The 12,379-nt window shown below is 66.7% G+C and carries 12 protein-coding genes; 6 read left to right on the plus strand and 6 right to left on the minus strand.

The genetic code is table 11. From position 1 onward, the window contains the following. Positions 1 to 7: 7 nt before the first annotated feature. From AC3B6C_RS06310 to AC3B6C_RS06325, 4 genes are all read right to left on the minus strand, one after another. Positions 8 to 415, minus strand: coding sequence for a hypothetical protein (locus tag AC3B6C_RS06310; RefSeq protein ID WP_488375411.1), 408 nt, complete (start codon positions 413 to 415; stop codon positions 8 to 10). A gap of 64 nt (positions 416 to 479) precedes the next feature. Continuing rightward, positions 480 to 2,123 carry a glycosyltransferase family 87 protein gene (locus AC3B6C_RS06315; RefSeq protein ID WP_488375413.1) on the minus strand — a complete coding sequence of 548 codons (1,644 nt, stop codon included), beginning with the start codon at positions 2,121 to 2,123 and terminating at the stop codon, positions 480 to 482. Then, positions 2,083 to 4,425, minus strand: coding sequence for a transglycosylase domain-containing protein (locus AC3B6C_RS06320; RefSeq protein ID WP_488375414.1), 2,343 nt, complete (start codon positions 4,423 to 4,425; stop codon positions 2,083 to 2,085). The genes AC3B6C_RS06315 and AC3B6C_RS06320 overlap by 41 nt, the downstream gene beginning before the upstream one ends. A gap of 126 nt (positions 4,426 to 4,551) precedes the next feature. Next, on the minus strand, positions 4,552 to 4,944 hold the full coding sequence (locus tag AC3B6C_RS06325; RefSeq protein WP_010844588.1) for a DUF5318 family protein: 393 nt from the start codon (positions 4,942 to 4,944) through the stop codon (positions 4,552 to 4,554). Between the two features lie 287 nt (positions 4,945 to 5,231). Here AC3B6C_RS06325 and AC3B6C_RS06330 point away from each other — a divergent pair, with 287 nt between their 5' ends. From AC3B6C_RS06330 to AC3B6C_RS06355, 6 genes are all read left to right on the plus strand, one after another. Beyond that, positions 5,232 to 5,981, plus strand: a complete 750-nt coding sequence (locus AC3B6C_RS06330) for a PadR family transcriptional regulator (RefSeq protein ID WP_014928598.1) — start codon at positions 5,232 to 5,234, stop codon at positions 5,979 to 5,981. Further along, the gene (locus AC3B6C_RS06335) at positions 5,974 to 7,065 is read left to right on the plus strand and encodes an inositol-3-phosphate synthase (RefSeq protein WP_014928599.1); all 1,092 of its coding nucleotides are present in this window, start codon (positions 5,974 to 5,976) and stop codon (positions 7,063 to 7,065) included. The genes AC3B6C_RS06330 and AC3B6C_RS06335 overlap by 8 nt, the downstream gene beginning before the upstream one ends. A gap of 145 nt (positions 7,066 to 7,210) precedes the next feature. Beyond that, on the plus strand, positions 7,211 to 7,852 hold the full coding sequence (locus tag AC3B6C_RS06340; RefSeq protein ID WP_488375415.1) for a TetR/AcrR family transcriptional regulator: 642 nt from the start codon (positions 7,211 to 7,213) through the stop codon (positions 7,850 to 7,852). Between the two features lie 4 nt (positions 7,853 to 7,856). Next, a complete protein-coding gene (locus AC3B6C_RS06345; RefSeq protein WP_014928600.1) occupies positions 7,857 to 8,675 on the plus strand; it encodes an SDR family NAD(P)-dependent oxidoreductase in 819 nt (272 codons plus the stop codon). A gap of 194 nt (positions 8,676 to 8,869) precedes the next feature. Next, entirely contained in the window at positions 8,870 to 9,445 is a 576-nt protein-coding gene (locus AC3B6C_RS06350) for a TerD family protein (RefSeq protein WP_055476934.1), read from the plus strand. Positions 9,446 to 9,589: 144 nt separating this feature from the next. After that, positions 9,590 to 10,747 carry a DUF475 domain-containing protein gene (locus tag AC3B6C_RS06355; RefSeq protein WP_014928601.1) on the plus strand — a complete coding sequence of 386 codons (1,158 nt, stop codon included), beginning with the start codon at positions 9,590 to 9,592 and terminating at the stop codon, positions 10,745 to 10,747. A 141-nt stretch (positions 10,748 to 10,888) separates the two neighbouring features. On the opposite strand, the gene AC3B6C_RS06360 is transcribed toward AC3B6C_RS06355, so the two are convergent. Continuing rightward, on the minus strand, positions 10,889 to 11,653 hold the full coding sequence (locus tag AC3B6C_RS06360; RefSeq protein WP_488375416.1) for an AIM24 family protein: 765 nt from the start codon (positions 11,651 to 11,653) through the stop codon (positions 10,889 to 10,891). After that, a complete protein-coding gene (locus AC3B6C_RS06365; protein ID WP_488375417.1) occupies positions 11,650 to 12,372 on the minus strand; it encodes an AIM24 family protein in 723 nt (240 codons plus the stop codon). Before AC3B6C_RS06365 ends, AC3B6C_RS06360 begins: the two co-directional genes overlap by 4 nt. Positions 12,373 to 12,379: the final 7 nt, after the last annotated feature.

Below are 12,379 nucleotides of genomic sequence, written 5' to 3' on the forward strand. Positions count from 1 at the left end.
CGCCGGCTCAGGGCTTCTCGGTGTGCTTCGGATGCCCGTGGGTGCGTCGATCTTCTTTCAAGCGCGCCTCGTGAACGTGCCGCTGACCATCGGTCAGATCGGCTCGCACCCGGTCGACGTACTCACGCAGCGGGCCCCAGTAGGTGTCGTCGAATTCCTCGACGATCTGGAACGTCCAGCGACCATCGAGCACGTTGCGTCCGACCAGTTCGGTGGACAGTTCATCGGCGAACCCGGCATGGCCCGCCTCGCCCAGCTCGTCGACGGCCTCGCCGAGCAGCAGGTCCCCGCGTCCGATGAGTTGATGGAATGAGTACAGGTGGCCGCGGGCGCGCTCGATGTACTCCAGCGCCTCCCCCACCTTGCCGACCGCTTCCGCGGTGTCGTCCGAGATATGAGGTGCGGTATCCGACATGACCCGTCAATACCCACCGAAACCTTCGCCCAATCGTCGGTACGGCTCCCGTGAAGCGCGACCGCTATCCGGCCGCCGGCACCGGCTCCCGCGGGTCCTCCGCCGTCCGGGTCGCTCTCGACCGTCGTCCGAGCCGGTCGGGAGCACCGTCGAGGACGCCGCCGGCCGGGTCGTCGTACCACCTGCCGTCGTTTCCGTGGCGGACCAGGTCGTCGCGCGGATGCCAGATCTGCCAGAGAACGACGGCGCAGAGAACCACCACCATCAGTCCACGGAGCACGACAGCGGCGGTGAACCACTGATCGGGGAGCCACCGGCGCTCGGCGTCGAGGAACAGACTCATCCGGGGCACCCAGATGAGCGCGTCGACGGCCATCCAGGCCAGCAGCAGGCGAGTGTGCGGAATGGCAAGCACCGCAAGCGGAACCAGCCACAACGAGTACTGGGGACTCCACACCTTGTTCACCAGCAGGAAGCCGGCCACGGCGAGGAATGCGAGCTGGGCCACCCGGGGCCGGTATGGCGCCAGGACACCGACCGCGACCACCGCGGCGACCACGACGACCGTCAGGCCCACCGACAGCGCATTCAGGTAGCCGATGTTCCATGTGCAACCAGCGGCGTCGGCCACGACCCGGTAGATGGTGTCCGGGTCCGCGGACCGGTCACCGTTGAACCGGAAGAACTCCCACCAACCGGACGGGTACGGGATCAGGATCGGCAGGTTCACCGCCAGCCACGCGCCGATCGCCGTCGCAGCCGCGACCCCGAACTCGCGGACCTTCCCGGTCCGCAGGCACAGCACACCCAGCACCACCAGCAGAAGGGCGGGATACAGCTTGGCGGCGGTACCGAGCCCGATGAGCACACCTGCCAGCCAGAACCGCTCCCTCGACCAGGCCAGCAGCGCCGCCGCCACTGCTGCGGTGGCTATCGCGTCGAAGTTGGTGAACGCGTGCACGACGACGAGCGGGGACAACGCGACCAGCCACACCGACCACATGCGGTGTCGTGCGGTGAGGGCCGTCGCCCAGATGGTCACCAGCCAGAACGCCGTCAGTCCCATTGCGACGATGGTGAAGAACAGGACGACGTCGAGTGCGCCGGGTACACCCCAGTTGGTCTCTGCCCAGAGCCACCCCTGGGTCAGCTGGGCCGCGCCGTACATGAACATCCCGGTGAGGACCGGGTACTCCATGTACCGCTTGATGGTCTGCCCGTCGGAGTCCTCCTGGAACCAGAAGTCGCGGTAGGGCAACGCGCCCCGGTTGAGCCGCTCCGCACCGAACAAGCTGATCACGTCGGAGTAGCAGAGGTTGGTGAACTGACGCTGATCGTCCCAGTCCAGCCGCATCTCGGCGTTCGCGGTCGTACCGCCGTCGGCAGGTGCCTGTTGCAGGCACGCGGCCTTGCCGAACCACCCGAGCGCCAGTCCGCACAACGCCAGCGCGAAGAGCACGCGCAGCGGTGTCAGATGCCGGGCCCGGCCGATGACGGCGTGCGTCCCCACCGGTCCACCGACCAGCGAACTCGCCTCACGCACCAGACCGTCCGTGCGCGTGGGGAGGACGCGCGCGTCGTCGACGCGCAGATCACTCGCGATGGGTGCAGGGCTGTCCCAGACGGGGTCGGAGCCGCTCGCCGCGGAGTCGGCAGCCGGGTCCGGGTCAGCCGATGGGCGGTTCAGGGACTCCTCCGCCTCCGTCACCGCCGCCGGGTACCCCGCCGCCGGAATCGCCGCCGTCACCGCCACCTGGGTCGGCGGGGGCCAGCCCGCCGCCGTCCGGGCTGTTTCCGCCGCCGCCGCCGTTCCGCGGAGCGCCCGGGATAGGGATCGTCACTCCCGGAGCGAGGGTGAGGTTGCCATCACCGGCCTGGTCGGGGATGTCGAAGGTCGGCACCGAGGGTCCACGCGTCCGCGTCGGCGCCTCGGTGGTGGCCGGCGCCTCGTACGGGATTCCGGTCTCGCCGCCGATGGGCTCGTCGGCCTCGGGGAACTGCTTGATCTCCTTGCCCTCGAGCGCGGCGTCCATCGCCGACTTCCAGATCGACGCCGGCAGGCCGCTGCCGTAGATCGAGGCGCCGTTGTAGTTGGTCAGGGCCGTGCCGTCGTTGGTGCCGACCCACACCGCGGTCGACAGCTGCGGGGTGTACCCGACCATCCAGGCGTCCTTGTTCTGCCCGGTGTCGCCGAGCTGGACGGTGCCGGTCTTGGCGGCGGACGGTCGCGAACCGAGGGACGAGTCGTAGAGCGAGTTGCCGTTGGAGTACGCCGCGATCGGCTCGAGCGCCGCGGTCACGGTGTCGGCGACCTTCTCGGGGAAGACGCGCTTGCCCTCGGTCTTGCGCTCGTAGAGGACCTGCCCCTCGGAGTCGACGACCTTCTGGACGAAGTACGGCTCGTGGTAGACGCCCGATGCCGCGAGCGTCGCGTACGCCGAGGCCATGTCGATGACCCGCGACTGGTACTGGCCGAGGACCACGCCGCCCTCGGGCTGCCCGTTCGCCTCCTGCAGGGTCCGCTCGATGTTGCCGAAGGACTCGGCGACACCCGCACGGTGCGCGGCGTCGGCGACGGCTCGCGCTCCACCGTTCAGATCCATCATCAGGCGGTAGTAGACCGTGTTGAGCGACATCTTCATCGCCGTGGCGAGGTTGCAGGTGCCGCAGCTCTCGCCGTCGGAGTTCTCGACCGTCAGGCCACCGCTGGCCTGGAACGGCGCCGAGCTGTAGGTCTTCGACAGCGGGATGTCCTGTTCGAGGGCCGCGACGAGTGCGAACACCTTGAACGACGACCCGGTCTGCAGCCCGGCCTGGGCGAGGTCCCAGCCGGACGGGTTGTCGCCGCCGTAGTACCCGCGGACGCCGCCGGTCTGTGGGTCGATCGACACCACCGACGCGAGCACGTCGTCGGGCTCGCCGTTGAGCTCGCCCTCCGGGCACTTGTAGATCCGGTTCTTGCGGCACGCCGACTGCACCGCCGCGTTCTGCACCTGCGGATCGATCGTCGTGCTGATCTTCAGGCCGCCGGTGCGCAGTTGCTTGTCGGTGATGCCGATACGGTCGAGCTCGCCGAGCACCTGACGCTTGATCAGTCCGTTGGGGCCGGGCGTCTCGTCGGATTCGGTGACGCGCGCCTTGATCGTCTTCGGGAACACCGCGTTGTCGGCCTGCTGCTGGGTGATGGCGCCGGTGGCGACCATGCCTTCCAGCACATAGCGCCAGCGGGACTCGGTGACCTCTCGGTTGGAATCGGGGTCGTAATACGACGGTGCCCGGATGACCGCCGAGAGCAGGGCCGCCTCCTCGAAGGTCAGCGGGTTGCGCTCGGCGCGACGCTTGTCGGTGATCGACTTGTTGAAGTACTTCTGCGTGGCGACGGCGATGCCGTACGCGCCGCGGCCGAAGTAGATCGTGTTGAGGTAGGCCTCGAGGACCTTCTCCTTGGACCAGCCATGACGGTCGTTCATCTTCGCGGCGATCGCGAGTTCCTTGAACTTGCGATCGAAGCTTCGCTCGTCACCGACGATCGCGTTCTTGACGTATTGCTGCGTGATGGTCGAACCGCCGCCGGCCGTCTGGTTGCCGGTGATCTGCCCTATCGCGGCACGGGAGAGGCCGCGGGGCGAGAAACCGTTGTTCGTCCAGAACTCGCGGTCCTCCGCGGCGACGATCGCCTGCTTCATCGTCTCGGGGATCTCGTCGAAGGGGACGACCGTGCGGTTGCCGTCGGGTGAGGTGATGTCGGCCAGTGTGCGACCGGACGTGTCGACGATGGTGGCCTTCTGGCTCACGTCGGGTTCCGGGATCTCGGCGGTGAAGTAGGTGAACGCGAACGCGACGATGAGCACGAGCACGATCGCCGGGACGACGGCGCCCACGATCCCGAGCGCCCACGCGAACCGCCGGTGCCGGGTTGCCGTGTCGCTTCCGTTCTGACCGCCACCGCCCGGACCGGGACGGATGCCGGTGCGTCGGGGCGTGGGCGAAGAACCGCGTGCCTCGCTCATCGTCCACCTTCCTACCGGATCGAGCGGACGTCCTCGCCCGTCGATCACGTTCGACTTCTCTGGCCTCGTGCCGCTCCACTGTGACAGCAGGCAACCGCCCCGGGCAAAAACCCGCAGGCCGGCGCGCTACTTGGCCACGCGTCGAGAGCGACGCGTGGACTGCGGCGGCAGCCCGGCAACGTACGACTGGACCAGATGGTTCCAACTACAGGTCCGGCACACCTCGACGACATGTACCGAGAACTCCTCGGCGGTTGTCGCGAGCCGGGCGATCTCTTCGTTGCTACGCGCCGAACCGCTGACCTGACCGAGTCGTTCGCCGAACACCCATGACACGAGGGTGACCTGCTCTTTTCGGCAGATCGGGCACATCGTGGTGCTGGGCCGACCATGGAACTTCGCCGCGCGCAGGAGGTACGGACTCGCGTCGCAGACCTCGGCAACGGCGGTCCGGCCCGCATGGACCGAGGACAGCCGAGCGCGCCGCTGCAGGGCGTAGTCGACGATCTGGCGTTGCACGGTTTTCAGGGTACGTGGTCTCTGCCGGGGCGTCGGCGCGACGGGGTCCCGCGTGACCGCCGCGGAAATCAACCGCGTCCGCCCCTCGGAGACATGCATCACGCCGTCCGGACGCCGCCCCGACACCAGTCCTTCCCCTGACCGACCACTCGTGGACACCAGTTATATCGGTGCGATACATTGGGAACTACATCGGAACGAGGTGTCGGCGCGTCAGAGCGTGCCGGTACATCAAGTCCGAGGAGAAAGTGACAGATCATCGGCAGAACCGTGAAGGGGGTGGCGAAGTGCTCGAGCTGGCCATTCTCGGACTACTTCTCGAATCCCCCATGCACGGGTACGAGCTGCGCAAGCGGCTCACCGGACTGCTCGGTGCCTTCCGTGCGTTCTCGTACGGATCGCTCTACCCGACGCTGCGCCGCATGCAGGCCGACGGCCTCATCGACGAACCCGAGACGCCCCTGGGCGCCAAGGTGCGGCGTGGCCGGCGCGTCTACCAGCTCACCGACGCAGGCCGGGAACGGTTTGCCGAGCTGGTCGCCGACACCGGTCCCCAGAACTACACCGACGACGGCTTCGGGGTGCACCTGGCGTTCTTCAGCCGCACCCCCGCGGTTGCGCGTATGCGCATCCTCGAGGGCCGGCGCCGGCAGGTCGAGGAGCGTCGGGAGGGGTTGCGGGAGATCGTCGGACGGTCCAACCGGGCCGTCGACCGGTACACCCGTCAGCTACATCAGCTGAGCCTCGAGTCCAGTGAACGCGAAGTCCGCTGGCTCAACGAGCTGATCGCAGCCGAGAGCTCCCAGCAGGACGGGGCGCCGAATCCGTTCGACACGCAGTTCGACGACGACCTCGCCGACAGCGAACGGTCACAGTTCGATTCGGGGCGGCCCAATGCCTCCACCGGACGAGCCGATGACGAATATCAAGACCCGGACTCGACGCCGAGCCGGGACGAACCCGAGCAACTGAAAACACCGGTTGCGCAGCGAACGACTGCGATGCCGCGAGAAGAAGGAGAACCCGACCATGGGTGAGCCCAATAAGGTGCGCGTTGCCATTGTGGGCGTAGGAAACTGCGCTTCATCCCTGGTGCAGGGCGTGCAGTACTACAAGGACGCCGACGAGAACGCCACCGTTCCCGGCCTCATGCACGTGAAGTTCGGCCCCTACCACGTCCGCGACGTCGAGTTCGTCGCCGCGTTCGACGTCGACGCCAAGAAGGTCGGCTTCGACCTCTCCGACGCGATCTTCGCCAGCGAGAACAACACCATCAAGATCGCCGACGTGCCGCCGACCGGCGTCACCGTTCAGCGCGGTCACACCCTCGACGGTCTCGGCAAGTACTACCTCGAGACCATCACCGAGGCGGACGGCTCCGGCGTCGACATCGTCCAGACGCTGAAGGACAACGAGGTCGACGTCCTCGTCAGCTACCTCCCGGTCGGCTCGGAGCAGGCCGACAAGTTCTACGCACAGTGCTGCATCGACGCGGGCGTCGCCTTCGTCAACGCACTGCCGGTGTTCATCGCCTCCGACCCCGAGTGGGCCCAGAAGTTCGCCGACGCCGGTGTCCCGATCGTCGGCGACGACATCAAGAGCCAGGTCGGCGCCACCATCACCCACCGCGTGATGGCGAAGCTGTTCGAGGATCGCGGCGTCACTCTCGACCGCACCTACCAGCTCAACGTCGGCGGCAACATGGACTTCAAGAACATGCTCGAGCGCGAGCGCCTGGAGTCGAAGAAGGTCTCCAAGACCCAGGCCGTGACCTCCAACCTGACCGGCTCGCTCGCCGGCAAGGTCGAGGACAAGAACGTCCACATCGGACCGTCGGACCACGTCGCCTGGCTCGACGACCGCAAGTGGGCCTACGTCCGCCTCGAAGGCCGCGCCTTCGGTGACGTGCCGCTCAACCTGGAGTACAAGCTCGAGGTCTGGGACTCCCCCAACTCGGCCGGCATCATCATCGACGCCGTCCGCGCCGCCAAGATCGCCAAGGACCGCGGCATCGGCGGACCCGTCATCCCGGCCTCGGCCTACCTGATGAAGTCCCCGCCCAAGCAGCTCGCCGACGACGTCGCGCGCACCCAGCTCGAGGAGTTCATCATCGAGGCCTGAGCCTCGTAGAACACATCCCAGCGGCGCTTCCTGATCTGATCAGGAAGCGCCGCTGCTGTTTTCTGTGCTGTTCCACATCCGCACTGCGCCCAGTACACCGAAGACTTCGTCGACACATGTCGCTTAGTGCTACTTTCGGAAGGTGATGTCCACCTCGTCGCAGCCAGCCGCCGGTGATCGCACTGTCGTCAACAGCGACGACCCGCGCGCCGTACGCACGAGAGAGAAGCTGGTCGACGCGTTCGCCCGGATCGCAGGCTCGGGCCCGGTCACGGTCGCGGCCCTGACCGAGGCCGCCGGGGTGCACCGGTCGGTGTTCTACAAGCATTTCGAGTCGCCCGACGACCTCGCGGTGTACATGCTGAGGGATCTGTTCGCCGCCCTCAGCGACGCCGATGGTGTGATGCGCGGCCGGTTCGCGGTCGACGGTCTCGAGGCGAGCCGCAGTGCCATGACGGAGTTGGTGCGATTCCTCGGTGCGCGCCGGTCGGTCTACGCCCCACTACTCGGACCGCACGCACCGGCCGGGGCCGGTCGGCAGATCGCGGCAGCGTTCGAGGACCTCACCGCCGCGGCGATCACGCGGATGACCACCCGACCCGCCGAGGTCGACACCGTGGTACTGGCACGCTTCCTGGCCCGTGGCGTACTCGGAGTCATCGAGCGGTGGCTCGACGATGCGCAGCCCCGAATGTCGCAGGCGCAGGTGATCGGTCAGCTCGTGCTGTGTTTCCCCGCGTGGCTGACGGCCGGAACGAACGAGACCCCATCCAAAGAAGGAAGGTAGCAACATGCCGAATCTCGAAGGCAAGACAGCGATCGTGACGGGTGCGACGTTCGTCGAACCGGGCGGCCTCAACATCGGTGGAGCCACCGCGACCGAACTCGTCGCCAGCGGAGCGAAGGTCGCGCTTGCCGACACCAACATCGACGGCGCGAAGCGGCTCGCCGACCGGCTGAACGAGAGCGCCGGGTCCACCGTGGCGATCGCGGTCGAGACCGACGTCCGATCCGAGGAGCAGATCGAGCAACTCGTGAGGACCACCGTCGCGGAACTCGGCGAACCGACGATCGTCATGAACATCGCCGGGATCTTCCCCCCGGACGACACCGAGGTTGCCGAGATGACGGTGGAGGCGTGGGACAACGTCATGGCGGTCAACCTCCGCAGCGTCATGCTCCTGAGCAAGCACACCCTGCCGTACCTGCGTAAGGCCGGCGGAGCGATCGTCAGCACCGCGTCCACCCATGGGTCCGCGGGCGACACCAGCCTCAGCGGATACGGCGCCTCCAAGGCGGGCGTCATCGCGCTCACCAAGTTCCTCGCCACCCAGTACGGCCGAGAAGGCGTGCGCTGCAACGCCGTCAGCCCGGGGACGACGAGTTCGCCTCCCGCGCAGCAGCTGCCCGATCAGATCAAGGACATCTTCCGCAGGCAGAACCTCAACCCCGAGATGCCGACGCCCGAGCAGCAGGCCAAGGTCTTCGTCTTCCTCGCCTCCGACGACGCCGCCGGAATCAACGGGCAAGAGATCAAGGTCGACGCCGGCCTGCTCTCGCACCAGCCGATGGTCGCCGACATGAGGGCACTGGGCGCCACCACCGTGTGATCGTCCTCAGTGCCCCGGATGTGCGGGGCACCGTCCGCCCGCGCAACCCCCGCTCGACGGAAACCGCAGGTCATCCGACCAAATCAGTGACCGCGCCAGACCCTTCACATAGAGTGTTGTCGATTGCTCCGAGTGGCCCGGTATCGGGCACATCGGACATCACGAGACCTCGTACCAACAGAAAGGCGCAAACCATGGGCGTGAGCCTGAGCAAGGGCGGAAACGTTTCCCTCAGCAAGGAGGCTCCGGGCCTGACTGCGGTCTCCGTCGGCCTCGGCTGGGACATCCGGACCACGACCGGCACCGACTTCGACCTGGATGCGAGCGCCATCGCGCTGAACTCCAGCAAGAAGGTCGTGTCCGATCAGCACTTCATCTTCTTCAACAACCTCCGCTCCCCCGACGGTTCGATCGAGCACCTCGGTGACAACCTGACCGGCGAGGGCGAGGGCGACGACGAGGTCATCAAGGTCGACCTCGCGGGCGTGCCGCCGGAGATCGACTCCATCATCTTCCCCGTGTCGATCTACGACGCCGACGCACGCTCGCAGTCCTTCGGCCAGGTCCGCAATGCGTTCATCCGCGTCGTGAACCAGGCCGGCGGCGCCGAGATCGCCCGCTACGACCTCAGCGAGGATGCCTCCACCGAAACCGCGATGGTCTTCGGCGAGCTGTACCGTCATGGGTCGGAGTGGAAGTTCCGCGCGGTCGGCCAGGGCTACGCCTCGGGTCTTGCGGGCATCGCCCGCGATTTCGGTGTGAACGTCTGAGTCTCCGTAGACTTCGGCTGTCCGCCTGAACGTGCCGTGGATGCCGCACCCGTTGTGAGAACGGGTGCGGCATCCGCGCGTCACCACTCCTCTCCGACAATGCGGTCGGCTGGTCCACACGCACCCTAGAAAGGCCACAAACCAGTGGTAGTAAGAATCTTCGGCCTCTCGGTCGTCGTGACGATCGTGTCGCTGATCATCGCGTTCCTCTATGGCGGTGTCGAAGCGCTGATCCTGACGGCGATCCTCGGCGTCTTCGAGATCTCGCTCTCCTTCGACAACGCGGTCATCAACGCCACGATCCTCCGCCGGATGAGTGAGTTCTGGCAGAAGATGTTCCTCACCATCGGCATCCTGATCGCCGTCTTCGGTATGCGCCTGGTGTTCCCGCTGGTCATCGTGTGGCTTGCGTCCGGCCTCAACCCCGCCGACGCGCTCGACCTCGCCCTGAATCCGCCGCCGAACGATGCGGCGTACTTCGCGAACGGCGACCCGAGCTACGAGACGATCATCACCGACGCCCATCCGCAGATCGCCGCCTTCGGTGGCATGTTCCTGCTGATGCTGTTCCTGGGCTTCTTCTTCGAGCAGAAGGAGATCACCTGGTTGTCGTGGATCGAGCGCCCGCTCGAGAAGATCGGCAAGCTGGAGATGCTCGAGGTCGTCATCGCGATGACGCTCCTGGTGCTCACCGCCACCTACATCGCCCCGGCCGAAGAACGGTCGACGGTGATGATCGCGGGTGCGCTCGGCATGATCACCTACATCCTGGTCAACGGCCTCGGCGAGTACTTCAACGTAGAGACCGAAGAGACCGACGAGGCTGCCGAGCCGGGCACCGATGCCGCGGAGAAGGAAGCCGTCGAGAACTCGAACGGGCGGTCCGGACCGACGACCCTCGCGAAGGCCACCGGCAAGGCAGGGTTCTTCCTGTTCCTCTACCTCGAGGTGCTCGACGCGTCGTTCTCGTTCGACGGAGTCATCGGTGCGTTCGCCATCACCGCCGATCCGATCATCATCGCGCTCGGCCTCGGCCTCATCGGTGCGATGTTCGTCCGTTCGCTCACCGTCTACCTCGTCCGCAAGGGCACGCTGTCGGAGTACGTGTACCTCGAGCACGGTGCCCACTGGGCCATCGGTGCGCTGGCGTTCATCCTGCTGTACTCGATCGGCACCCACGTGCCGGAGGTCATCACCGGCCTGATCGGCGTCGCGCTGATCGTCGCCGCGCTCATCTCGAGCATCGTCCGGCGGAATCGCATCGCCGCGCGAGGCGAGGAAGAGGAGAAGGTCAACATCTGACCGCATCCTCGCTGAGGTGCGAGCGAAGCGAGCCTCGAAGGGTTTCGGCGACCTGAGTCGCCAAGCCCTTCGAGGCTCGTCGCTTTCGCTCCCCGCACCTCCGGAAGCAGAGGGGGGCGCAGTTGTTCTCGATGCTGGATCTCAGCCCTGCTGCTGGCCGAGTTGCTGGGTGACCTGCTGATTGATCTGGTGCAGGCTCGGTGCCGACATGCCGGGGAGGTGCCCCTGGATCGTGCGCAGGATCGCCGAGTCGTCGCGCACCTTCTCGCTCGACTGCACCAACACCGTTCCGACGCCGGTGAAGTCGAACTGACGCTCCTCACCGGAGTTCAGCCCCATCCGCCGGCCCGCCGCGGCGATGAACCCGTTGACCCACGCCTCGTCGTAGTGGTGGCTCGGCGACGGGCAGTCCGACCATCCGACAAGGGCTTCCGGGTCGACGCGCACCGGCGGTTCGACGAACATCACCGGTCCGTTCGACGACGCGAGGAACTTGCCGGTGCCGATGAGCGTGAGGAAACCCGGCACGATGGACTGGTTCAGCGACAGGTTCGGCTGGAAGGCAAGAAGATTGGCGGCCCGGATGGTGAGGTTGCCGTCTTCGAGGTCGTAGGCGTTGATGTCGTAGCCGCGGTCACCGATGATCAGCTTGCCGTGGCCCTCGGCGACGACGTAGTCACCGAGGTACAGCGGGGCGGAGAACTGCTGCGCCACCATCTGCAGCATGTTGCCCTGTAGTCCCTGGGTGAGCGCGGTGAACTGCATCTGTCCGTAGTAGGCGATCATCGCGCCCTTGGACATGAACCAGGGCTGATTGAGGTCGATGCAGAACGAGTAGTTGTTGTCCGGAACATTGTCGTCCGACGGCAGATTCATCGGACTCCACACGGTGTTGAGTTGGCTCACAGCTTCTCCTCCGATGCCTGCACGTACACGACGCCCTGTCCGGAACACTCCAATTGCATTGCCTCGCCGCCGGATCGGCCCACGTTCCGCCAGCTCATCGCCGATCGCAGGCTGGTGTTGACCTGCCCCGCCGACCCGACGAACGCCTGCGGATCGACAGTCACCGGCGGCTTCTGCGGCGACACCTCGAGCTCGAAGACCCCGCCGTGCCCGAGGAGGACCGCCGAGCCGGGACCCGCCAGCTGCGTCGTGAACATGCCCTGGCCCGTGACGGCCCCGGCCGCCGCGTTCCGCAGCGCCCCGAACAGACCGCCACCGCCGCCGCCACCACCGCCACCGCCCTGGGAAGCGACCGAGACGACGGACGCCTGCAGGTTGGCCCCGTAGGCGAGCAGACGCGAGGCCTCGACGCGGATCGTTCCGCCGACCGCTCCGAGATCCACGACGTGCACCTCGATGCCGAGGAAGCCGTAGTGCACCTCGCCGTGTCCCTGGGCGATCATCGTCGACTCGTGTTCGCCGGCGAGCATCCGACCGGCCATGCCGCCCATGCCGCCCAGACCCGGCATCCCGCCGCCCATTCCGCCCGCACCCGCGATCTGGTGGGGCTGGAAGTGCACGTCTCCCTTGTAGAAGAGCATCGCCCCGCGTCGTGCGATGACGGGCCCGGTCCGACCGATGTCGACGGAGACGACCTTGCTGTTGACCTTGGTGAACATTCTCGCT

The sequence above is a fragment of the Gordonia sp. 11cp genome (assembly GCF_057767225.1).